The 22,080-nt window shown below is 29.0% G+C and carries 22 protein-coding genes, 4 tRNA genes and 2 other annotated features; of the genes, 19 read left to right on the top strand and 7 right to left on the bottom strand.

Annotated elements, in window-relative coordinates; all coding sequences use genetic code 11:
- Window positions 1-13 precede the first annotated feature (13 nt).
- From dapB to ACQZHJ_RS13260, 3 genes are all read right to left on the bottom strand, one after another.
- Window positions 14-778, bottom strand: coding sequence for a 4-hydroxy-tetrahydrodipicolinate reductase (dapB, locus tag ACQZHJ_RS13270; RefSeq protein WP_430486025.1), 765 nt, complete (start codon window positions 776-778; stop codon window positions 14-16).
- 164 nt (window positions 779-942) lie between these two features.
- Entirely contained in the window at window positions 943-1,824 is an 882-nt protein-coding gene (dapA, locus tag ACQZHJ_RS13265) for a 4-hydroxy-tetrahydrodipicolinate synthase (RefSeq protein ID WP_430486024.1), read from the bottom strand.
- 20 nt (window positions 1,825-1,844) lie between these two features.
- Window positions 1,845-2,822 carry an aspartate-semialdehyde dehydrogenase gene (locus ACQZHJ_RS13260; protein WP_430486023.1) on the bottom strand — a complete coding sequence of 326 codons (978 nt, stop codon included), beginning with the start codon at window positions 2,820-2,822 and terminating at the stop codon, window positions 1,845-1,847.
- Window positions 2,823-3,093: 271 nt separating this feature from the next.
- Between ACQZHJ_RS13260 and ACQZHJ_RS13255 the strand changes: the two genes are divergently transcribed.
- The 7 genes from ACQZHJ_RS13255 (at window position 3,094) to ACQZHJ_RS13225 (ending at window position 5,533) form a co-directional block, all read left to right on the top strand.
- Complete coding sequence (locus ACQZHJ_RS13255) at window positions 3,094-3,366, top strand: small, acid-soluble spore protein, alpha/beta type (protein ID WP_430486022.1); 273 nt, start codon at window positions 3,094-3,096, stop codon at window positions 3,364-3,366.
- A gap of 51 nt (window positions 3,367-3,417) precedes the next feature.
- Entirely contained in the window at window positions 3,418-4,155 is a 738-nt protein-coding gene (locus ACQZHJ_RS13250) for a class I SAM-dependent DNA methyltransferase (RefSeq protein WP_430486021.1), read from the top strand.
- A gap of 14 nt (window positions 4,156-4,169) precedes the next feature.
- Window positions 4,170-5,144 carry an Hsp33 family molecular chaperone HslO gene (gene hslO / locus ACQZHJ_RS13245; protein WP_430486020.1) on the top strand — a complete coding sequence of 325 codons (975 nt, stop codon included), beginning with the start codon at window positions 4,170-4,172 and terminating at the stop codon, window positions 5,142-5,144.
- A 78-nt stretch (window positions 5,145-5,222) separates the two neighbouring features.
- Window positions 5,223-5,298, top strand: a tRNA-Phe gene (locus ACQZHJ_RS13240).
- 5 nt (window positions 5,299-5,303) lie between these two features.
- Window positions 5,304-5,378: transfer RNA gene (locus ACQZHJ_RS13235), tRNA-Gly, on the top strand.
- A gap of 5 nt (window positions 5,379-5,383) precedes the next feature.
- A tRNA-Gly gene (locus ACQZHJ_RS13230) sits at window positions 5,384-5,457 on the top strand.
- Between the two features lies 1 nt (window position 5,458).
- Window positions 5,459-5,533 (top strand) — tRNA-Cys (locus tag ACQZHJ_RS13225).
- Between the two features lie 44 nt (window positions 5,534-5,577).
- On the opposite strand, the gene ACQZHJ_RS13220 is transcribed toward ACQZHJ_RS13225, so the two are convergent.
- Window positions 5,578-5,955, bottom strand: coding sequence for a hypothetical protein (locus ACQZHJ_RS13220; protein ID WP_430486019.1), 378 nt, complete (start codon window positions 5,953-5,955; stop codon window positions 5,578-5,580).
- A gap of 190 nt (window positions 5,956-6,145) precedes the next feature.
- Here ACQZHJ_RS13220 and ACQZHJ_RS13215 point away from each other — a divergent pair, with 190 nt between their 5' ends.
- Together ACQZHJ_RS13215 and ACQZHJ_RS13210 are read left to right on the top strand one after the other, a co-directional pair.
- Window positions 6,146-6,685, top strand: coding sequence for a hypothetical protein (locus ACQZHJ_RS13215; protein ID WP_430486018.1), 540 nt, complete (start codon window positions 6,146-6,148; stop codon window positions 6,683-6,685).
- Window positions 6,686-6,899: 214 nt separating this feature from the next.
- On the top strand, window positions 6,900-7,454 hold the full coding sequence (locus ACQZHJ_RS13210) for an NUDIX hydrolase (protein WP_430486017.1): 555 nt from the start codon (window positions 6,900-6,902) through the stop codon (window positions 7,452-7,454).
- Window positions 7,455-7,567: 113 nt separating this feature from the next.
- On the opposite strand, the gene ACQZHJ_RS13205 is transcribed toward ACQZHJ_RS13210, so the two are convergent.
- The gene (locus tag ACQZHJ_RS13205; RefSeq protein WP_430486016.1) at window positions 7,568-8,548 is read right to left on the bottom strand and encodes an N-acetylglucosamine kinase; all 981 of its coding nucleotides are present in this window, start codon (window positions 8,546-8,548) and stop codon (window positions 7,568-7,570) included.
- A gap of 263 nt (window positions 8,549-8,811) precedes the next feature.
- Window positions 8,812-9,507 (bottom strand): DUF6873 family GME fold protein, encoded by a 696-nt coding sequence (locus tag ACQZHJ_RS13200; protein ID WP_430486015.1) that lies wholly within the window; start codon window positions 9,505-9,507, stop codon window positions 8,812-8,814.
- Between the two features lie 131 nt (window positions 9,508-9,638).
- On the opposite strand from ACQZHJ_RS13200, the gene ytxC reads away from it, so the two are divergent.
- From ytxC to zapA, 10 genes are all read left to right on the top strand, one after another.
- Window positions 9,639-10,511 carry a putative sporulation protein YtxC gene (gene ytxC / locus ACQZHJ_RS13195; RefSeq protein WP_430486014.1) on the top strand — a complete coding sequence of 291 codons (873 nt, stop codon included), beginning with the start codon at window positions 9,639-9,641 and terminating at the stop codon, window positions 10,509-10,511.
- A gap of 96 nt (window positions 10,512-10,607) precedes the next feature.
- Window positions 10,608-10,726: a sequence feature (ribosomal protein L20 leader region), on the top strand.
- Window positions 10,727-10,755: 29 nt separating this feature from the next.
- Entirely contained in the window at window positions 10,756-11,280 is a 525-nt protein-coding gene (gene infC, locus ACQZHJ_RS13190) for a translation initiation factor IF-3 (RefSeq protein ID WP_430486013.1), read from the top strand.
- 21 nt (window positions 11,281-11,301) lie between these two features.
- Window positions 11,302-11,499 (top strand): 50S ribosomal protein L35, encoded by a 198-nt coding sequence (rpmI, locus tag ACQZHJ_RS13185; RefSeq protein ID WP_430486012.1) that lies wholly within the window; start codon window positions 11,302-11,304, stop codon window positions 11,497-11,499.
- Between the two features lie 29 nt (window positions 11,500-11,528).
- A complete protein-coding gene (gene rplT, locus ACQZHJ_RS13180) occupies window positions 11,529-11,888 on the top strand; it encodes a 50S ribosomal protein L20 (RefSeq protein ID WP_300348683.1) in 360 nt (119 codons plus the stop codon).
- A 229-nt stretch (window positions 11,889-12,117) separates the two neighbouring features.
- A complete protein-coding gene (locus ACQZHJ_RS13175) occupies window positions 12,118-13,458 on the top strand; it encodes a TrkH family potassium uptake protein (RefSeq protein ID WP_430486011.1) in 1,341 nt (446 codons plus the stop codon).
- A gap of 18 nt (window positions 13,459-13,476) precedes the next feature.
- Window positions 13,477-14,142 carry a potassium channel family protein gene (locus ACQZHJ_RS13170; protein ID WP_430486010.1) on the top strand — a complete coding sequence of 222 codons (666 nt, stop codon included), beginning with the start codon at window positions 13,477-13,479 and terminating at the stop codon, window positions 14,140-14,142.
- A 26-nt stretch (window positions 14,143-14,168) separates the two neighbouring features.
- Complete coding sequence (locus ACQZHJ_RS13165; RefSeq protein WP_430486009.1) at window positions 14,169-14,945, top strand: TrmH family RNA methyltransferase; 777 nt, start codon at window positions 14,169-14,171, stop codon at window positions 14,943-14,945.
- A gap of 229 nt (window positions 14,946-15,174) precedes the next feature.
- Window positions 15,175-15,409, top strand: a binding site (T-box leader).
- A gap of 209 nt (window positions 15,410-15,618) precedes the next feature.
- The gene (gene pheS / locus ACQZHJ_RS13160; protein WP_430486008.1) at window positions 15,619-16,638 is read left to right on the top strand and encodes a phenylalanine--tRNA ligase subunit alpha; all 1,020 of its coding nucleotides are present in this window, start codon (window positions 15,619-15,621) and stop codon (window positions 16,636-16,638) included.
- A 24-nt stretch (window positions 16,639-16,662) separates the two neighbouring features.
- Complete coding sequence (gene pheT, locus ACQZHJ_RS13155; RefSeq protein WP_430486007.1) at window positions 16,663-19,044, top strand: phenylalanine--tRNA ligase subunit beta; 2,382 nt, start codon at window positions 16,663-16,665, stop codon at window positions 19,042-19,044.
- A gap of 219 nt (window positions 19,045-19,263) precedes the next feature.
- Window positions 19,264-21,021, top strand: a complete 1,758-nt coding sequence (gene zapA, locus ACQZHJ_RS13150; protein ID WP_430486006.1) for a cell division protein ZapA — start codon at window positions 19,264-19,266, stop codon at window positions 21,019-21,021.
- An 88-nt stretch (window positions 21,022-21,109) separates the two neighbouring features.
- On the opposite strand, the gene ACQZHJ_RS13145 is transcribed toward zapA, so the two are convergent.
- On the bottom strand, window positions 21,110-21,892 hold the full coding sequence (locus ACQZHJ_RS13145) for a histidinol phosphate phosphatase (RefSeq protein ID WP_430486005.1): 783 nt from the start codon (window positions 21,890-21,892) through the stop codon (window positions 21,110-21,112).
- Window positions 21,893-22,080 lie beyond the last annotated feature (188 nt).

The following is a 22,080-nucleotide window of genomic DNA, read 5'->3' as shown; positions in this document are numbered from 1 at the left end:
GATATGTTTAAAATTAGAAATTTAATTGAAGAACATCATCCATTGAGTATTTACCAGCTTTAGTTTTATCAGCCATGTACTCACAAGCTTTTAAAGCGCCTATAGCAAATACTTCTCTTGAAATAGCCTTATGGTTTATTTCTATAACTTCACCGTCACCTGCAAATATAACTTCGTGGTCTCCGATGATTCCGCCACCTCTTACGGTATTTACGCAAATTTCATTTTTTTCTCTCTTAGCAGTTCCTTGTCTTCCGTAGATAAGGTTTGTTTCTTCTTTAAGAGAATCTTGAATTGTGTGAGCTAAAAGTAGAGCAGTTCCACTTGGAGCATCAACTTTTTGATTGTGGTGTCTTTCAACTAGTTCTATATCAAAGTTTTCATAAAGAACTGGAGCAATCTTTTTTAATAAGTTATTTACTAGATTTACACCTATGCTCATGTTAGCAGATCTAAATAGAGGAATTTCTTTTGATGATTCTTCTATTAAAGCTAGATCTTCAGCAGTGTATCCTGTTGAACATATTATAAGAGGCTTTTTAGTTTTCTTTGAAAACTCTACTAAACTTCTTAGAGCATCAGCTCTTGAGAAATCTAATAAAACATCATACTCAACATTACAATCCTCTGGTTTTTCAAAGATTGGGTAAGATCTTTGGACTTGAGTATTTCTATCTATACCAGCAACTATTTCAACGTTAGGAAACTTTGTTTCAGCTAAGTTTGAAATAACGCTACCCATTTTTCCTGAACAACCGCTTAATACAACTTTAACCATTACTTGGACCTCCAATATTTCGATTAGACTGTACTTAGATTTATATGCTTAAAATAAAGAAAATAGTTTTATATTATTTTAAAAACAGTCTAAATAGATTTTGATTTTAAAAAATAAGTATAATCATCTGTAATATCAGATGATTATACTTATTATATAATATATTATTTTATTAAACCATTAACTTTTAGATTTTCTTTTAATATTTCTAAATTAGAATCTTCCATATCACATAGAGGTAATCTTAATGGTCCACAGTTAAATTTCATTAAGTTCATAGCAGTTTTAACTGGGATTGGATTTGTCTCTATAAATAATGAGTTTGCTAATGAAAGATATTTTAGTTGTATTTCACGAGCTTCAATAACTTCTCCTAAGAAATATTTTTCACACATTCTGTGAGTTTCTTCAGGAATAACATTAGCTAAAACAGAAACTACACCAGCTCCACCTAATGAAAGTATAGGGATTATTTGGTCATCATTTCCTGAGTATATATCTATTTTATCACCACATAATTCGGCCATTTTAGCTACTTGAGAAATATCTCCACTAGCTTCCTTGATAGCTACAACGTTCTTAAGCTCAGCAAGTTTAGTAAGCATTAATGGTGAAATGTTCATACCTGTTCTTCCTGGAACATTGTAAAGCATTATTGGAATATTTATAGCATCATTTACAGCTTTGAAATGAGCTTCTAATCCTTTTTGAGAAGTTTTATTATAGTATGGTGTGATTATTAACACCATATCAGCGCCAACTTTTTCAGCATATTGGCTTAGTTCTATTGAAGATTTAGTATTGTTAGTACCAGTTCCAGCTATTACAGGAACTCTTTTGTTCACTACATCAACAGAGAATTTAATAACTTCTTTCTTTTCTTCTAAAGTCATAGTAGAACCTTCACCTGTAGTTCCACAAACTAATATAGCATCAGTTTGATTTTCAATATGCCATTCTAATAATTTTCTTAGCTCCTCGTAATTAACACCATCTTCAGTGAATGGAGTTATTAAAGCTACACAAGAACCTTTAAATAGAGTCATAGTATTACCTCCAAAATTAATTATTTTTCTTTTATAAGTATTTCAGCAATTTGTATTGCATTAAGAGCAGCACCTTTTCTTATATTATCAGCCACAACCCATAGGTTTAGACCATTATCTAAGCTAAAGTCTCTTCTTATTCTTCCAACAAAAACTTCATCTTTACCACTAAGTTCTAATGGTGTTGGGTATTTTAAGTTATCTTTATCGTCGTGAACAATTACTCCTTGTGAAACATTAAATAGATTAACTACGTCTTCAAGTTCAAATGAAGAATTTAATTCAACGTTAATACTTTCACTATGGGAATTTAAAACAGGTACTCTTACAGTTGTAGCTGTTATTCTTAATGAGTCATCATGAAGAATTTTCTTAGTTTCTTCAATCATTTTTATCTCTTCTTTTGTGTATCCATTATCTAAGAATACATCTATATGAGGAATTACATTACCTAATATAGGATAAGGGAACTTTTCTGTTGTTCCTTCTTGTAAATCTAATATACCTTGAATTCCAGCTCCAGAAACCGCTTGGTAAGTTGAATAAACTATTCTCTTGATTCCATATTTATCATGTAATGGCTTTAATGCTACTACAGCTTGAATTGTTGAACAGTTTGGATTAGCTATTATTCCATTGTGCCATTTAACATCTTCTGGGTTAACTTCAGGAACTACTAATGGAACGTTTTTATCCATTCTCCAAGCACTACTGTTATCTATAACAACTGCTCCATGTTTAGAGAAGATAGGAGCGAATTCTAAACTTACACTTCCACCTGCTGAGAATAAAGCGAAGTCTATTTTTTTATTTTCTATGTTAGCCTCACATAATTCTTCAACAACTATTTCTTCATCTTTAAATTTTAATTTTTTACCTGCTGATCTTTTAGATGCAAATAAATATAATTCTTTTACTGGGAAATTTCTTTCTGCTAGGATTTCTAGGAATTTTCTTCCTACATTTCCTGTTGCCCCAACTACTGCTACATTATACACAGTAACCCCTCCTAATTTACATTATAATATAGTCTATTTCTATCTATTGAATATTGTTCTGTAATAAGTTATCCAATTAGGAATAAAACTACTTAAATATTATTTTTCTATATATTAAATATAGTTCAATTTGAAACACTTTATCAAGTGTAATTTATCATTAATTTGAAAGATTTAAGTAAGTTAACTTTCATATCTTTACGTATATGAATATTTAAGCTCCTAGGGGGTAATAATAAATTTAAAATATAATGAAAGTAGGGGAAGAAAAATGAGCAAAACACCATTAAAAAAAATAATAAAAGGAAAACTTAAATCAAACAAACAATTAACTCCAGCAGAGCAATTGAGAGAAAATATGAAATATGAAATCGCAGGTGAATTAGGATTGAGTGAGAAGGTAGACCAATTTGGTTGGGGAGGACTTACAGCAGAAGAAACAGGCAGAATTGGAGGTATGATGACTAAAAGAAAGAAAGCGTTAAAGATACCAAGCAATGATGAAATATTAGGAAGAAAGAAAGCTCCCGTTGACGAAAAATAAAAAAAGTATATAATTTTTAGGTAGAATAACACATGGGGGATTTAAATTATTATGAAAAGTTATAAGATGATGGCAAAAGTTTATGATGAACTTATATACGAAGATGTAAACTATGAGAACATAGCAAACTATGCTTTAGCTAAATGTGATCAGTATTCAGTAACTAAGGAAAGATACTTAGATTTAGCTTGTGGTACAGGTAATGTTGGTATTCATGTAGGAAAATCCTTCAAAGAAAATTATTTTGTTGACCTTTCTCATGAAATGCTTATAGAAGCTGATAAAAAGCTTAGAGAAAATAGAGTTAGAGGAAAAATCGTTTGTCAAGATATGTGTGAATTAGAGTTAAATAGAAAGTTTAACCTAATAACATGTGTTTTAGATTCAACAAATTATATTTTAGATGATGAAAGTGTGGAAAATTATCTAAGAGGAGTATATAATCATTTAGAAGAGGATGGTTTATTTGTATTTGATATAAACTCATACTATAAAATATCAGAGGTATTAGGAAATAATGTATATACTTATGATAGTGAAGAATTATTTTATGCTTGGGAAAACATCTTTGAAGATGAGATAGTAGAAATGAACTTAAATTTCTTCGTAAAAGATGGAGATAAGTATGAAAGATTCACAGAAGTTCATGAAGAGAGAGCTTACAAAGAAAGTGAAATAGAAAGTATTCTTAAGTTAATAGGCTTTAAAATAGAAGAAAAGCATAAGGGTTATACGGAAGAAGATGTGACTGAAGATGCCGAAAGAATAGTTTATATAGTAAGAAAATAACGGAGGGATTAATTATGAGTGATAAATTAATAAGAGCCATTGCTAAAGATGGTATGATAAGAATATTTGCAACAGAGACTACTGAGTTAGTTAATAAAGCATCAAAAATACATGATTGTACACCAACAGCAGCTGCTGCATTAGGAAGAATGTTAACAGCAGGTACTATGATGGGTGCTATGTTAAAATCAGAAAAAGAGGTTGTTACATTACAAATAAATGGTGGTGGAGCTGCTAAAGGTGTTACTGTAACTGCATACTCAGATTGTAGTGTTAAAGGATATATAGGAAACCCACATGTTGATTTACCTTTAAATGTAGAAAATGGTAAATTAAATGTTGGAGAAGCTATTGGTAAAAATGGTGGATTAACAGTAATAAAAGACTTAGGACTAAAAGATCCATATGTAGGACAAGTTCCTATATATAGTGGAGAAATAGCAGAAGACTTTGCTTACTACTTTACAGTATCAGAACAAGTTCCTTCAGCAGTAGCTTTAGGAGTATTAGTTGATAGAGATCATTCAATTAAAAAAGCAGGTGGATTTATAATTCAATTATTACCTGGTGGAGAAGAATTATTAGGTGATTTATTAACTTACAGATTAGAAGAGCTGCCTTCATTAACTACAATGTTATCAGAAGGTAAATCTATAGAAGAAGTTATTGAGATTATATTTGATGGAATGGATTTAAAAATATTAGAAGAAACTAAACCAGAATATAAATGCGATTGCTCAAGAGAAAAAGTAGAAAGAGCTTTAATAAGTATTGGATATAAAGATTTAAAAGAATTATATGATGAAGGAAAAGATGAGGAATTAAAATGTCATTTCTGCAATACATCATATGTATTCACTAAAGAAGATATTGGTAAAATATTAGAAGAAAAAGAACGTAATATTGCTGATGAAGTTTCAGAAGAGATGAAGAAGGCTGAAGAAAAAGAAGCTGAAAAAGAAGCAAAAAAGAAAATTAAGAAAAAATAAAAAAAATAAAAAAAATATATTGACAATTATAAATTAAGTTAATATAATAATATATGTCTTGAGGCTCTCAAGACATTTGGCTCGATAGCTCAGTCGGTAGAGCAGAGGACTGAAAATCCTCGTGTCGCTGGTTCGATTCCTGCTCGAGCCACCAGTATTGCGGGAGTGACTCAATGGTAGAGTGTCACCTTGCCAAGGTGAAAGTTGCGAGTTCGAGTCTCGTCTTCCGCTCCAATACTGCGGGTGTAGTTCAATGGTAGAACACCAGCCTTCCAAGCTGGATACCCGGGTTCGATTCCCGGTACCCGCTCCATGGCGCTATAGCCAAGTGGTAAGGCAGAGGTCTGCAAAACCTTTATTCCCCGGTTCAAATCCGGGTGGCGCCTCCAAAAAGAAACATCTATAAGCTTGCTTATAGATGTTTTTGTTTTATTTAGATTAAAGAAGATAATAGCTTTTCTCCAAATTTAGAGAAGTTTGTTTCTGCAAATACTTTTCTTATAGTTATATTGTAAACTTCCTCATTATCTACTACTGTGTCTTTTAAGAATAATTTTATTATTTGAGTTCCATGATATTTAAACCAAGTTATAACAGCTACAACATCTTTATCTGAAGGTTCTTTAGAAGTCTTCAATTCGTTATCTTCCATAAAAACAATCAAGTCCTTGTGATCTACAGAGTAAAAATCACCGGATGGGCAGGTATATTGAATAAGTTTAACATTATCAATTGCTATCAGTACATCTAAACTTTCTTTAACTCCTAAATCATTTTTAACTTCCTTTTGAAGCTTAACTAATTTCTTCATAATAAAATCCCCCTACAATTAAAATTGATGAACTTATGGTAAAGGTTTACAAAAAATATTGTGAACTATCAATAAAATAAATTAAAAAGCATACAATATAGTAGATTATTACTCACAATATAATATGTTTAATGTTGTGAGAAAATTACATTATATTTATATAAAGATAAACTTATGAGGGGGAATGGAAATGTTTTTAATTCTTATAGTAATTTTAGTAGCAACTTTAATTTGTCTAATGATTAGAGATGCTATTGAGTTGAGAAAAAATAAAAAAAACATAGGTTGTGGATGGAAAGTAACTCCATATGTAAATTCAAAAATAAGTAGCTTCGAAAATAGAATGGATTTAGAAAAATTAAGATTAATAGAATTAATAAAAAATAAATTGCAATTTGATTATGATATTAAAGTTATAGAAAATGATAAAAATAGTTTTTATATTAAAAAAGGAAAAGAATTGAGATTTTTAGAAATTTTTGCAGAAAATGATTTTAAGGAGTTTGAGAAAAAAGAATTTAGATATAAATTTGGAAGAGGAGAAGAATGTGATATTTATAATCTTATTAGAAAAACTGTAAATAATCATATTTGGGATTATAAAGAAGAGAATTTGGGTGGTTACGGTCATAGAATTTATTTGAGTTTTAAGAGTGGGATAATTGTGTTAGATATAAGTAAGACTAATAGTATGATATTCACTGAAAATGGTGAAGGTGGCTTGAATTAAAATTGAATTTATATTTTTGATTAGTAAATGAAAAATTATGGATAAATATAAAGGAAAACTTTATATTTATCTTTTTTATATGTAAAATTACTATAGAGAGGATTTTTGATTATAATATTAAGCGTGGTCTAAGTAGTAATTAGAAATTAAATATATAAATAATAAAAAACTAATAATTTATTTTTTATGTTTTACTATGGAAGGAGTATTAATTATGAAAATAAAAGATATTAAAAAGCTAACTGATTGTAAGTATTTAAATTTATATAAGTTAGATATAGAAAATAAGGCTGGAAATGATAAAGAGTACTTTATAGCTAGTAGAAGAGCAGAAAAAGATTTAGTATGTAAAGTTAATAATCATGATAAGGCAGATGGAGTTATGATTATTCCAATAACTGAGGAGGATGAATTAGTTTTAATAAAGCAATTCAGACCAGCTATAAATGATTACATATATGAGTTCCCAGCAGGACTTATAGATGGTGATGAAAGTGTAGAAGAAGCAGCTACAAGGGAGCTGTTTGAAGAGACAGGATTATTAGCTAGTGAGTGTGAATATTTATTAAAACCAAGCTATACTTCAGTGGGAATGTCAGATGAAGCTGTATCAGTTGTTAAAATGAAAGTTCATGGAACTATATCAACTGAGAATATAGAAGAAAATGAAGAGATAGAAGTTGTAAAACTTCCAATAAAAGAAGCTAAGGAATTTATTAAAAATAATAATGTTTCTGTTAAAACAGCTTTAGTATTAGCTTTTATATAGAATATAATCTTTAATAAAACATAAAAAGAGCTTATAAAGATAAAGTAGAAAACTGATGAGCTAAATATAGTAGTTCTCTACTTTACTTATAAGCTTTTAATGTATTTTAGTTATTAAACAGTTATTTCTTTGGGTACATTAGCCAAAGCTTCAACTACACCTTCTGGAATTTCTCCAGTATGAAGCTTAAGTGCATTTAGAGCAGCTCCTTTTATTGGTGGCAATATAGGTGCTGTCAAATTAAAAGAAGTATAGTTATCTTGAAGATATTTATTTAATGGCTTTAAGATAAAATCTCCTGAGTTAAATACGCTTCCAGAATAAGATATATTTAAAACACCAGTAAATTCAAGTTGGCTAGTTATACCGTTTACCATAAGAAGACATTCTTTAGCTGCTTGCTTGTAGATATCTAAGGCATATTTATCGCCTTTTAGAGCAGCTTCATAGACTAACATTGCAAGTTTAGCGACTTTGGTTCTATCTTGATTATATTCATCTTTTATAAGGAATATTAAATCAAAATCTGTTTTTAAATTTAACTTTTCTTTGAAAATGTCATAAAGAGCAGTTCTTTCCAATCTATAATCTGATTGCTTACCAAATATCTCTACACCTTTTTTAGCAATCCAATAACCTGAGCCCTCATCTCCACAGATATGTCCCCATCCACTAGTTCTAGTAGTTTTTAGGTCAGATGTTATACCAGAAGCTATTGCTCCAGTTCCAAGAATTATACAAATTCCAGGTTGACCAGCTAAAGAACCAGCTAAAGCAACTTCTACATCGTTTCCACAAGAAAATTTACCTTCACCCAAAATTTCTTCAATTATAGAATTCATCTCTATTTTTTCGCTTTCATTTTCTCCATAAGCAGGTAAGCCTAAAAATGAATAGCTAAGATCTTCCTTAGAAATATTAACTTTGTTACAAACCTCAATAATTCCTTTTTCAATTCCTTTTTTGAAACCATCAAATCCTACTTGGTGAATATGACATGTTCCAGCATTATGAGTTGATAAAACTTCCCCTAAATGGTTGATAAGCATAAAGGATGTTTTGGTTCCACCAGCATCAATACCTAAATAAAACATAAGTCTCCCCCTTTTAAAACATAGTTGTAATTACCGTATCAATTTAATTGTACTATACCAATAAATAGGTAATCAATGGAAAACCAAAACTATGAATTAAAGTAAAAAATAATTCAAAAAACATTAAATTTGTTCACTTTAAATTCTAAAATATTGAAATTAATAATGTAACCAAAAAGGTGTCAATTTTAAAAAAGAATATTTATATGCTATTTTATCAACTTTTATTACTATTTTGAGTAAAATATATTGATTATTGAAAATTAAATAGTAAGAATACTTCCTCTATCAACCAATTTATCCTTTGAAAGATATATTGGTTTAACACCATGTTTTTTTAGAAAAGCTATTATGCTGTCACCATAAGCATGTCGTTCTAAATTTCCAAAGAAGGCTAACTCTTTTGGAGAAATTAATCCACAAGTGCCACCAATGAATCCATAGTTTAATCCGGGAAGAGAAATATCACCACTTGGTATTAATAAAACATCAAGGTTAGATTCTTTCAATGAATTATAAATTCCTCTATCAGAAGTTATCAAGGCTTTCTCTGAAACTATAGCAATTGAACATTTAGAATAGCCTTGTTTTATATTTATAATTTTTTTGTCTTTAATTTTTTCAAATAAAACAGGATCAGTAAAATTAGTGTTATGTATAAAAGTTTCTTTTAAATTTACAGCATTTAAATAAACATTATTAGGATATTTCTTTTCAAGTGGTAAAGAGCTCTTTATTATATTGAAGCTCTTAGGAATACTTTCAATTAATTCTTTAGGTGAGTTTTTAGCTATTAACAGTGAATTTTCATCAAGTATATTAATTTGAATATCTGGATGAGCATCTATAGCCTCATATAAATTGGGATGTTTAGGCACCTTAATGATATTTACTCCTAATTTTCTTAAATTATCTTCTTCAGTTTTAGTTATTCTATAATCAACAAAACAAGTTCTCATAACAATCTCCTTAATTTAGTCTATATTTAATTTTACTAAAAAACCAAATAAATTGTCGATTATTAAAGTTAGCTTTTTGAATATTCAAAAAGAATTAATACATACTAAAAGTAAAGAAAGGAGTGAGAAAAATGCTTCTAATGACATTGTGTTGTGAGGATGAAAAAAACTTAATACAAGATATTCAAAGTATTAAGCAGGTTCTAAAAAACAAAGATATTGCAATTGGTATATCAGAAAGTATCTCAAGTGGAACTCACTTCGTTAAAATATACTGTGAAGATAATCAATTTGATGAAAGAAAAAAAGAAATTATAATGCTTTATATAAGCAATGTTATCTATAATGTGATAATAGAACATTATAGGGAGAAGGAAATGCTTCATTATATTAATGAAAACTATTTCTTTTTAAAACATGATGAAATTTTAGAAATTGATTTAACAATAAGTAAAATTTTAAAAGGAGAGAAAAAGGTTTGTAGTGATAAAGATTTTTATTGCTTAAATAAGGTTAACAATATAATAGAAAATATAAAAGAATTTATATTAGAAAATGATTATATAAATATAGAAGGATTTATAACCTTTAGAATGAAAGGGTTATTAAAAGAAATTGAATGTATAATAGATAAAGTTGTAGAAGAATATATGATTGAAAAAGAATATAATGAGTTTATAAAAATTTTAAAATATTTTGTAGACATACAGGACTGTAAATTGGAAGAAGTCAATCTTATAATACACAGGAATGGAGTGTATCAAGTTAAAGACAATCTTGGAGGAGATGTATTTAAGGAGTTTTTAAATGAAATAACAGATATGTCTGAAGAAGGAATAGTAAATGTAGAGGATGTAATTATAAGTGGATTAATAACTAATTCTCCTAAAAAAATAAAAATTTATAATGAGCAAGAGTGTATAAATAAGGAGTTTTTACAAACGATAAAAAGTGTTTTTGGGGAGAGAGTTGAAACACATAAAACTTATAGAGAGACTAAATAATACAAGTTTTGATAAGAAGTTACTTAATAGTAGCTTTTAAATAAATTTAATTTAAAAATTTAGTTGACAATAAAATAAATAAGTGATAAGATAACTGATGTCAAGAAGAAACAGCCGTTTCTCACCTTACAGCGTAAAGCTAGTATGGTCATGAATTTTTATTACTTTTGATTTTGGTAATAGAGGACGGCTTAAAACCGTCCTTTTTTATTTATATATTTGTGTTGGCTAAATTCTATCGGAGGTGAACAAGATTAGTAAAAATTTTGCAATCAATCAAGAAATAAGAGAAAAAGAGGTTAGATTAATTTCTAGCACAGGAGAGCAACTTGGTGTTGTATCTGGAAGAGATGCACAAAGAATGGCAGATGAGGCAGAACTAGATTTAGTTATGATCTCACCTAATGCTAAACCACCAGTTTGCAAAATAATGGATTTCGGTAAATATATTTACGAGCAATCTAAAAAAGAAAAAGAAGCAAAAAAGAAGCAAAAGGTTATCAGTGTTAAAGAGATAAGAGTTAGCCCAACTATAGAAAAGCATGACTTAGAAATTAAGTCAAAAAATGCTAAGAAATTCTTAGAAGCTGGAGACAAAGTCAAGATAACTGTAAGATTTAGAGGTAGAGAAGCTGAACATGCAAGTGTTGTTGGTAAAAAGATATTAGATAACTTCTTATCACAGCTTGAAGAAATATGTACAGTAGAAAGACCAGCTAAATTAGAAGGTAGAAACATGATAATGATTTTAGCTCCTAAAAAAGCTTAACTTGAGAGGAGGATACTTACAATGCCAAAAATGAAAACTCATAGAGGTGCAGCAAAAAGATTCAGAAAGACAGGGACTGGAAAGTTAAAGAGAGCTCACGCTTTCACTAGCCATATCTTAACAAAGAAAAGTGCTAAGAGAAAAAGAAACTTAAGAAAATCTGGATTAGTTTCAACTACACAAGAAAAAGCAATGAAGAAATTATTACCATATCTATAAGATAAAACACGGAGTAGGAGGTCTAGAAAATGGCAAGAGTTAAGAGAGCGGTAAATGCTCGTAAAAATCATAAAAAAGTTTTAAAACTTGCAAAAGGATACTATGGTGGAAAAAGCAAGTTATTCAAAACTGCTAACGAATCAGTAATAAGAGCATTAAGAAATGCTTACGTTGGAAGAAGACTTAAGAAGAGAGACTACAGAAGATTATGGATAGCTAGAATAAACGCAGCTACAAGAATGAATGGTCTTTCATATTCAAGATTCATGAACGGAATGAAATTAGCTGGTGTTGATATAAACAGAAAAATGCTTTCAGAGATAGCTATAAATGATCCAAAAGCATTTGCTGATTTAGTTGAATTAGCTAAAAAGCAAATAAACGCTTAATATCAGATGCGAGTTTATCTCGCATTTTTTTTATATATTTATAAGTTTAATTTTGATCAGAAAGATAAAAATCTGACTAAAATTAAACTTATTATGGTTTAAAATAAATATAAATTACTTTTAATTTCTAAAAATAAGACAACTTTACATATATAAATTTAAAATAAGGTATAATAAAATAGATAGCAAATAAAATAAATAATATTTAATTTAAGTTGGGGGTTTAATTATGTACATTAAACTGACAAAAAAAATAAAATTTAGTGCTGTTCAAATATTATCTTTAGGATTTTTCTTGGTAATATTTATGGGTGCTGTAATATTAAGTCTTCCAATTTCATCAGCTAGTGGGACAGCTACTGATTTTTTAGATAGTTTATTTACATCTACATCCGCTGTTTGTGTTACTGGTCTTATAACTCTAAACACAGCAGAACATTGGAATTATTTTGGTAAGACAGTTATAATAATTTTAATACAAATAGGTGGACTTGGTTTCATGTCCTTCACAACATTATTTGCATTAATGATTAAAAAGAAGATAACTTTAAGAGAGAGACTTCTTATACAAGAAGCAATGAATACATTTGGTATTCAGGGATTGGTTAGAATGATTAGATATATTTTATCATTCACATTCTCAGTAGAAATGTTAGGTGCGTTGTTACTTTCAACACAGTTTATTCCTAAATTAGGTTTTTGGAAGGGTGTTTATTATAGTATATGGCATTCAATTTCAGCTTTTTGTAATGCAGGTTTTGACTTGTTTGGAGATAGTTTAGTTAGATTTTCAGATAATAAGACAATAATACTAACTATTGCCGCATTAATTGTAATAGGTGGTTTAGGATTTACTGTTTGGTCAGAACTATATAACTTCAAAGGTTACAAGAAATTATCTTTACATTCAAAAGTTGTTATAATGATAACTGCTATTCTTTTATTTGGTGGAGCAGTTCTTATGTTAATATTTGAGTATAATAACCCTAATACCCTTCAAAATATGAGTTTTGGAGATAAGTTAACTAATGCATTCTTTGCTTCGGCAACTACAAGAACTGCTGGATTCAACTCAGTTTCAACAACAGATATGACTTTAGCAGGTAAGTTTTTAACTATACTATTAATGTTTATAGGTGGTTCACCTGGATCAACTGCTGGTGGTATTAAAACTGCTACATTTGGTATTGTTGTGCTTACTTTAATATCTATAGTTAGAGGTAGAGAAGATACTGAAGTATTTAAGAAGAGAATATCTAAAGAATTAGTTTATAAAGCATTTGCTGTATTATTCATAGGTTTTGGTATTGTTGTATTGGGAACATTAGTATTAGCTGTAACAGAACCAGGATTTTCTTTAGAATATATTTTATATGAGGTTACATCTGCTTTCGCAACTGTAGGTTTAACTTTAGGGTTAACTCCATATCTTTCAGTAATAGGAAAGATAGTTATAATGATTACAATGTATTTGGGAAGAGTTGGTCCTATGACTGTAGTTTTAGCACTAGCTAACAGAAAGAAACCTAGTGCATATAAATTCCCAGAAGATAAAATATTAATAGGATAAGTTAGGAGTGTAGAACTTATGTCAAGTAAACAATTCGTTATTATAGGATTAGGAAGATTTGGATCATCAGTAGCTAAAACTCTATATGCTTTAGGTCATGATGTTTTAGCAATAGACTCAAATGAAGATTTAGTTCAGGAGATATCAGATAGTGTAACTCATGCTGTTCAAATGGATGCGACAGATGAAAATGCTTTAAGAACATTAGGATTAAGAAACTTTGATGTAGCTGTTGTTACAATAGGAGCTAACATACAAGCAAGTGTAATGGCAACATTATTAGTTAAAGAGATGGGAATAAAATACATCATAGCTAAAGGTAACAGTGATTTACATGCTAAGGTTTTATATAAAATAGGAGCAGACAGAGTAATCTTACCAGAGAAAGATATGGGAGTCAGAGTTGCTCATAACTTAGTATCATCAAGTATATTAGATTATATAGAGTTATCACCAGATTATTCTATAATTGAAATAGAAAGCCCAAAAGAGTGGCATGGTAAGAATATGAAAGAGTTAAGCTTAAGAAGTAGATACGGAATAAACGTAATGGCTATTAAAAGACATAATGAGGTTAATATATCACCAGATGCTGATGACATAATCGAAAAGGATGATATAGTTGTAGCTATAGGTTCTGCAGAAGATTTAACAAAATTAGAAGGAAAGATATTCAGACACTAGTATCTTTCTAGAAAGGATTATTTGCTTTGTTAGAAATAGAAAGTAAAAATAATAACTTATTTAAAGAGATAAAAAAGTTAAAAGAAAAGAAGCATAGAGTTAAAAATAATAAATATCTTATAGAAGGATTAAGATTTGTAGATGAAGCTTTAAAGAGCGGAGTTTCTATAGATTCAATAATCTTTACAGAAAACTTTAAAGAGAAGAATGAAGAGTTCTTTTCTAAAGTTTCAGAGGGTATAAAGCTTATACAAATGAATGAAGCTTTACTAAAGCAACTTTGCTCAACGGAAAATCCTCAAGGGGTTGTTGGTGTTATAAATATGCAAAACAAGGAACTTAAGGATGGAGAATTAGTTGTTTTAGTTGATAAGGTTCAAGACCCAGGAAATATGGGAACAATAATAAGAACTGCTCATGCAGCAGGAGCTTCAGGAATAGTTATGACTAAAGGAACGGTAGATATATATAATGATAAAACATTAAGATCTACTATGGGTTCAATATTCTATATTCCTGTTGTTGAAGATGATTCTTTAGAGTATATTAAATCATTAAAGGAAGATGGTTATAGATTAGTTGTAAGTTCACTTCAAGGAGAGAATAATTTCTTTGAAGAAAATTTACAAGGAAAAATAATGATTGCTGTAGGTAATGAAGGTAACGGAGTTAGTGATGAAGTTTATGAAATTTCTGATATAAAGGTTAAAATTCCTATGCCAGGAAATGCAGAATCATTAAATGTAGCAGTAGCAACTTCGGTAATGATATATGAAAAGATAAGACAATCATTTAATAAATAAGAAAACGTACCATATCAAACTTAATAGTAAAGCTTGCAAATATATTTTAAGAATAATAGTTATAAGTTTTATTAAAAAGTTAATTTGATATGGTACTTTTTTATTTTAATTAATAATTATATTGTAAAAAGAATGTAGTTAAAGCAAAAAACGCTTAAAAGAGTAAAAAAAGAATAAATGCCTTGATTATGCCTATCATTATATGTATAATATATTTTGAATTGAATAGATAAAAACATTGATAGAGAGAGTAAATATAGAACTTTCTTTTCAGGGAAAAAATGCCATAGACTGAAAGCATTTTAAGAAAAGCTATATCGAAGTTCACTCTGGAGTTCTAACTATGAAAGTTTAAAAGTAGTAGTTAGCGGCATTAGTCGTTATTTTAAGTAAGTGAATACTAAAGTTTTTTCATTTAGTATTAATTAGGGTGGTACCACGGATATGAATACCCCGTCCCTTGTGTTATAGGGATGGGGTTTATTTTATTTTCTGATAATATGGGAATACTTAAAAGGTTAGCTAAAAAATATGAGTACAAAACTTAATTAGGTAATATAAGTTTAATTTGCTAATTTTGCTTACACAATAATAGATTAATTAAAATAAGTAAGATTTTTATATTTAGATAAAATCTAGTATATTAACTATACATCAAGAAAGGAGAATGAAAATGCAAGATAAGTTAAATCAAATTAAAGAATTAGCTTTAGTTGAAATTAAGGAAGCTAAGGATAGTACTACAATTGATACAATAAGAGTTAAATATCTTGGTAAAAAAGGAGAGCTTACAACTATATTAAGAGGAATGGGAGCTCTATCAAAAGAAGAGAGACCAGTAGTTGGTAAATTAGCTAACGAGGTAAGAGAGGCTTTAGAAGTAGAATTAGAGGCTATAACTAAAGCTATTAAAGAAGCTGAAAAGCAAGAAAAGTTAAAAAATGAAGTTATAGATATTTCAATGCCTGGAAAAAAACAAACTATAGGTAAAAAACATCCATTAGAGCAAACTCTAGATGAAATGAAAAAAATATTTGTTTCAATGGGATTTGCAATAGAAGATGGTCCAGAGGTTGAGAAAGATTACTACAACTTTGAGGCTTTAAATATACCTAAAAATCACCCAGCTAGAAGTGAGCAAGATACATTCTACATAAATGATAATGTAGTTTTAAGAACTCAAACTTCTCCAGTTCAAGCTAGAGTAATGGAAAAGCAACAACCACCAATAAAAATGATTTCACCTGGTAAGGTATTTAGATCAGATGCAGTTGATGCTACACACTCACCAATATTCTACCAAATGGAAGGTCTTGTTATAGATAAAGATGTAACATTTGCTGACCTTAAAGGAACATTAGAGTTATTCGCTAAGAAAATGTTTGGTGATAAGGTTAAAACTAAGTTTAGACCACACCATTTCCCATTCACTGAGCCATCAGCTGAAATGGATGCTACATGCTTTGTATGTAACGGAAAAGGATGTAAAGTATGTAAAGGAGAAGGTTGGATAGAAATACTAGGTTGTGGTATGGTTCACCCTCAAGTTTTAAGAAACTGTGGAATAGACCCAGAAGTTTATAGTGGATTTGCTTTCGGTTTCGGAGTAGACAGAATGGTTATGCTTAAGTATGGAATAGATGACATAAGATTATTATACGAAAGTGATATGAGATTCTTAAATCAATTCTAAGTTTTAAAATAGGAGGTAAAAAAGATGAAAGTACCATTTAATTGGCTTAAAGATTACGTTGATATAGATATAACAGCAGAAGAGTTAGGCGATGCTTTAACTTTATCAGGTTCAAAAGTAGAAGAGGTTGTAACTGCTGGTGCAGAAATAGAAAATATAGTTACATGTCAAATAGACAAGATAGAGCAGCATCCAGATGCTGAAAAGCTTAAAATTTGTCAAGTAAACATAGGATCAGAAATGATTCAAATAGTAACAGCTGCTGATAATATGAAAGAGCATGATAAGGTTCCTGTAGCTTTACATGGAGCAATATTAGCAGATGGAAGTAAAATCAAAAAAGGTAAATTAAGAGGAGAAGTTTCTAACGGAATGTTCTGTTCAGAGGAAGAGTTAGGAATTGCTGATGGAAAAGAAATCATAGGTCTTATGATCTTACCAGAAGATGCTCCAATAGGTGTTTGTATAAAAGAATATTTAGGTCTTAACAAACAAGTTTTAGATTTCGAAATAACTTCAAATAGACCAGATTGTTTAAGCATAGTAGGAATGGCTAGAGAGACAGCAGCTACTACTAGAAAAACTTACAGAATGCCAAGTACTAAATTCGAAGTTAAATGTGATAAAAACATAAACGACGAAATAAAAGTTACAGTTAATGATGATCTTTGTAACAGATATATGGCTAGGGGAGTTAAAAATGTAAAAGTTGGTCATTCACCAGCTTGGATGCAAGAAAGATTATTAGATGCAGGTGTAAGACCTATAAATAACATAGTTGATATTACTAACTTTGTTATGTTAGAGCTTGGTCAACCAATGCATGCTTTCGATAGAAGAGAGTTAAAATCTTCTCATATAGTAGTTGAGAGAGCTAAAGATGGTGAAAAATTCACTACTTTAGATGAAATAGAAAGAGAATTAACTTCAGATGTTCTTTGTATAAAGGATGGAGAAGAAGTTGTTGCTTTAGCTGGAATCATGGGTGGATTAAACTCAGGCGTTAAAGATGATACTACTGAAATAGTATTTGAATCAGCTAACTTTGATGGAACTAACATAAGAGTTAATTCTAAAAATTTAGGGTTAAGAACTGAGAGTTCATCAAGATTTGAAAAAGATATAGATCCAAACTTAGCTGCTTTAGCTTTAGACAGAGCTTGTGCTTTAATAGAAGAGCTTGGTTGCGGAGAAGTTATGGAAGGAACTATAGATGTTTATAACAAGGTTAAAGAAGAAAAAACTCTTGAAGTAAGCGCTAGCTGGATAAACAAATTCTTAGGAACAGCATTAGAAGCTGAAGAAATGAAGAGATGTTTAGATAGCTTAGATTTAAACACAACTATAAATGGAGATACTTTAGAGATATTAGTACCTACATTTAGAATAGATGTTGATATAAGAGAAGATGTTGCAGAAGAAGTTGCTAGAATCTATGGATATAACAATGTTCCTGCTACATTAATTTCAACTAGTACAGAAAAAGAAGCTAAAGATAAAAAACAATTATTAGATGAAAAAGTTATTGATGCAATGTTAGCTTCAGGATTAAATCAATCAATAAGCTACTCATTCGTAAGTCCAAAGGTATTTGATAAAATTTGTGTGCCAGAGGATAGTGAGCTTAGAAATGTAGTTAAAATAAAGAACCCATTAGGAGAAGATTACAGTGTAATGAGAACATCAACACTTCCTTCAATGATGGAATCTTTAGCTAGAAACTACTCAAGAAGCAACGATGTTGTAAGATTATTTGAATTAGGAAAGACTTACACTCCAAATTCAGATGAAAATGAATTACCAACAGAAACAAATATCTTAACAATAGGTATATATGGACAATGCGACTACTTCGACTTAAAAGGAATAGTTGAAAACTTATTAGATACATTAGGACTTAAGAGTGCTTCATTCAAGAGAATGAGTGAAAACCCAAGCTACCATCCAGGAAAAACAGCTGAGTTAGTTTTAGGAAGAACTTCATTAGGAGTTTTAGGAGAAATACACCCAGATGTTAATGAAAACTATGATATAGATGTTCCTTGTTATGTAGCTGAGTTAAACTTAGATGCTATGTACAACTTCTCAAAAACTGAGAAAGCTTACAAGCCGTTACCTAAGTATCCAGCAATAACTAGAGATATAGCTTTACTTGTTGATGATGCTGTATTAGTACAAGAAATTGAAGAGTCAATAAGAAAATCAGGTGGTCAAATAGTAGAGAAGGTTGAACTATTCGACGTTTATAAAGGTGCTCAAATACCAGAAGGTAAGAAAAGTATTGCTTATGCTATAGCTTATAGAGATCCAAGTAAGACTTTAAAAGATAAAGATATAAATAAAATTCACGATAAAATCTTAAGAGGATTAGAATATAAGTTAGGTGCTCAATTAAGAGAACAATAATAGCTTAAATTATTTAAAATATGTTATGTATATGTTAGAATATACATAACATATTTTTTATTATGGAATTGTTTTAAGTAAATATTGATTTCTATGTATAAAAATTAGTTTAAATAAGTTTCATTTAGTGAAATTTATTTTTTGTTTTATAAATAGAGATTAATAATGATTTAAAGCATAGTTTACAATTTATATTAAGTAAGAGGTGTTTAAGAGAGTATGGCGACTGTTACGGTAACAATAAACGGCGTTGAATATAATTTAAAAGGCCAAGAAGATGGAGAATATTTAAAAAAGGTAGCTGCTTATGTAGAAGAAAAGATTCAAGAGATGGTAAATAAGAATAATAAGTTAAGCGCCTTAGGAGTTCTTTCTTTATCAGCCTTAAATATAGCAGATGAACTTTTAAAAGGAAATGAAGAATACAATCAATTAATAGATTATTATGAAAAAGTAAAAGCTGAGTTAGAGAATTCTAAAAAAGAAGTTGAAGATCTTAAAGCATTAGAAGGAGAAAGTCTTTCTTTAAAAGAAGATGTGGAAAAAATAACATCAGAAAAGATAAGCTTAGAGAATACGATAAGAAATCTAGAATTAGAAAAACAAAATCTGGAAAAAGCTATTAAAGAATCAAAAGATAAATGTGAAAGTTTAAATTCAGAACTTGCGAAGTCAAAGGAAGAATTAAATACAACAAAAGAAAAGCTTAATAATTCAAAAAATGAATCTTCTCAATTAAAGAAGGAAATAGAAAAGTTAAAGCTTGAAAATTCCAATTTAAAATCTTCTAGTAACAAGCTTAGAAGTGAAAATGATAAATTAAGTAAGGAACTTAAGGAATCAAATAGCAAAAATAATGAACTTAATAAGTCATTAAATGATTCAAGAAATAAAGAAAAGAATTTAAATAATGACCTTAATTCTTTAAGAAGTAAAAATGGAAGCTTAGAAAAAGAATTAAGAGAGCAAAGAGAAAAAAATAATGGACTAAGTAGTATAGTTAATGAATCAAAGCAAAAGATAGAGAATTTAACTAAAGAGATTAATAGTTTAAAAGAAAGAAATAAAACTCAAAAAGAAGAAAATGAGAAGCTAGTATTAGAAGGTAAAAACTTAAAGAATAGTTTAGTTGAAGCAGAAAATAAAGTTTCTCAATTAGAAGAGAAAAATAAAAATATAACTAAAGATGCAGAGTCTTTAAAAATTGAATTTGCTGAATCAAGGATTGATAATAAGAAATTAAGAGAAGAAAATTCAAAAACATTAAATGAACTTGAAGCTTTAGGTGAAGAGTGCAGAGAGATTAAGGACAAGCTTCAAGAATTACAAGAGTTGAATAAAAAATTGTCAGTAAATAATGATGTTTTAAAGGCTAATAATAAAGAGTTTGAAAGTAAGATTAAAGCTTTAAGTGATGAAAAAGAAGGATTATCTTCAGAAAGTGAAGAATTAAAAATAAGTTTTAAAGAAATAGAAGAAAAAGCTATTAATTTAGATAAAGATCTTGAGTTACTTAAGGAAAAAAATATAGAGTTATCAAGTATAAATAGTAAGCTTGAATCAGAGAAAGAAAAGCTTGAAGAGAGTGTAAAGTTCTTAAATGAAGAAAAAGAAATAGTTAAAGGTGAATGTGATAACTTTAAAGAACAAGTAGTTCAACTGGAAAAGGATATTGAATTAGCTTTAGAAGAAAAAGAAGCTTTAGGTAAGAAGGTTTCAGAAGAAATGGAAGTTGAAATTCAATCTTTAAAAGAAGAATTAGAAGGTAAAAAAGCAGAGTTTGAAGTTCTTATAGAAGAGGCTAAGAAGTTAAAGAAAGATAAAGGTCTTCTTTTAGCTAAGAATAAGGAGTTAGCATCTGAATTCCGTACAGCGAGATATAAGGTTTTAGACTTAGAAAAGAAATATAATGACGCACAATTTGCTTTAGTAGCTTCTAAGAGTAAAGAAAATGTACTACTAAAAAAGAAGAAATAAGAAGTAAATAATAGAAATTTATATGAGCTACCTTATACTTATTTAATACAAGTATAAGGTAGCTCATATTAGTCTAGTAAAGAGATAATTAGCTTTTACAAGGAACAAGGTTTCTATTTATGAAGTAACAAGCTTCTAATCCAGTTTTCTCTAAAAAATTAGGAATCTTATCAAAATTTCTACCAATATGAGAAATTAAGTGAGAATCTGAACCAAGCGTTATATATTTTCCACCAAGTTCTCTATAGTATGAGTATATTTCAACCATATTATTAAATGAAGTCTCGTTATCTAAACGACTTGTGTTTATTTCAAGAACCTTATTTTTCTTTATAAGAGTTTCAAATATAGCTTTAAACTTAGGCTTAAATTCTTCAAGAAGCATTTCTTTATCTTCATAAATACTATATCTACATGGGTAGTCAATATGCCCTAAAGTATCAAATATATCATAAAACTTTATGCATTTTAGGACATTATCAAGATATTCTCCATAAACTAAATCTTTAGGTCTAGTGTCACTTTTTAAGAATCTAGAAAGTGTAACACCATTTATAGAATGGATTGAGCCTATAAACATATCAAATTTATCTTTGTATTTTTCATAAAAAGCAAAGTTTTCATCTATATTATTCATAGCAAGACCAATTTCAACACCTTGCTGCATATTATGTCCTCTATGCTTTTCATAAGTTTCTAAATAACCATCAATATCAAGTTCAGCAAATTGAGGATGAGTAGTTAGGTTATAATCTAAATGTTCAGTTGTAATTATACCAAGATTTTTTTCTTTAGCTTTTTCTAGTATATTTTTAATTTTTAATACAGAGTCTGCTGAAAATTCTGTATGTATGTGACAATCATAAAACATTAAATGACCTCCAAAATATTTCTATAATTTAATTTTAGCACAATAAAAAAATATAGAAATATGAGAGAAGATTTTTAATTTGAATTCAATATGAAGCTATCTTTATTTAAAGTATTAAAAAGTTAAATTTATGGATTGAATATTATTAAGAAAAATAATTAATTCTAAGGTAGGGAGAGGATATATGG

The organism is Clostridium sp. B9 (genome assembly GCF_050509515.1).
Taxonomy (GTDB): domain Bacteria; phylum Bacillota; class Clostridia; order Clostridiales; family Clostridiaceae; genus Sarcina.
Note: the sequence above shows the minus strand (reverse complement) of the source record. Positions and strands in the feature narration are given on the sequence as shown.

What these genes read in the sequence shown, in the direction of transcription:
- dapB (WP_430486025.1), bottom strand. Translation starts at nt 778, where the DNA reads ATGGTTAAAGTTGTATTAAGCGGTTGTTCAGGAAAAATGGGTAGCGTT.
- dapA (WP_430486024.1), bottom strand. Translation starts at nt 1,824, where the DNA reads ATGACTCTATTTAAAGGTTCTTGTGTAGCTTTAATAACTCCATTCACT.
- ACQZHJ_RS13255 (WP_430486022.1), top strand. Translation starts at nt 3,094, where the DNA reads ATGAGCAAAACACCATTAAAAAAAATAATAAAAGGAAAACTTAAATCA.
- ACQZHJ_RS13250 (WP_430486021.1), top strand. Translation starts at nt 3,418, where the DNA reads ATGAAAAGTTATAAGATGATGGCAAAAGTTTATGATGAACTTATATAC.
- hslO (WP_430486020.1), top strand. Translation starts at nt 4,170, where the DNA reads ATGAGTGATAAATTAATAAGAGCCATTGCTAAAGATGGTATGATAAGA.
- ACQZHJ_RS13220 (WP_430486019.1), bottom strand. Translation starts at nt 5,955, where the DNA reads ATGAAGAAATTAGTTAAGCTTCAAAAGGAAGTTAAAAATGATTTAGGA.
- ACQZHJ_RS13215 (WP_430486018.1), top strand. Translation starts at nt 6,146, where the DNA reads ATGTTTTTAATTCTTATAGTAATTTTAGTAGCAACTTTAATTTGTCTA.
- ACQZHJ_RS13210 (WP_430486017.1), top strand. Translation starts at nt 6,900, where the DNA reads ATGAAAATAAAAGATATTAAAAAGCTAACTGATTGTAAGTATTTAAAT.
- ACQZHJ_RS13205 (WP_430486016.1), bottom strand. Translation starts at nt 8,548, where the DNA reads ATGTTTTATTTAGGTATTGATGCTGGTGGAACCAAAACATCCTTTATG.
- ACQZHJ_RS13200 (WP_430486015.1), bottom strand. Translation starts at nt 9,507, where the DNA reads ATGAGAACTTGTTTTGTTGATTATAGAATAACTAAAACTGAAGAAGAT.
- ytxC (WP_430486014.1), top strand. Translation starts at nt 9,639, where the DNA reads ATGCTTCTAATGACATTGTGTTGTGAGGATGAAAAAAACTTAATACAA.
- rpmI (WP_430486012.1), top strand. Translation starts at nt 11,302, where the DNA reads ATGCCAAAAATGAAAACTCATAGAGGTGCAGCAAAAAGATTCAGAAAG.
- rplT (WP_300348683.1), top strand. Translation starts at nt 11,529, where the DNA reads ATGGCAAGAGTTAAGAGAGCGGTAAATGCTCGTAAAAATCATAAAAAA.
- ACQZHJ_RS13175 (WP_430486011.1), top strand. Translation starts at nt 12,118, where the DNA reads ATGTACATTAAACTGACAAAAAAAATAAAATTTAGTGCTGTTCAAATA.
- ACQZHJ_RS13170 (WP_430486010.1), top strand. Translation starts at nt 13,477, where the DNA reads ATGTCAAGTAAACAATTCGTTATTATAGGATTAGGAAGATTTGGATCA.
- pheS (WP_430486008.1), top strand. Translation starts at nt 15,619, where the DNA reads ATGCAAGATAAGTTAAATCAAATTAAAGAATTAGCTTTAGTTGAAATT.
- pheT (WP_430486007.1), top strand. Translation starts at nt 16,663, where the DNA reads ATGAAAGTACCATTTAATTGGCTTAAAGATTACGTTGATATAGATATA.
- zapA (WP_430486006.1), top strand. Translation starts at nt 19,264, where the DNA reads ATGGCGACTGTTACGGTAACAATAAACGGCGTTGAATATAATTTAAAA.
- ACQZHJ_RS13145 (WP_430486005.1), bottom strand. Translation starts at nt 21,892, where the DNA reads ATGTTTTATGATTGTCACATACATACAGAATTTTCAGCAGACTCTGTA.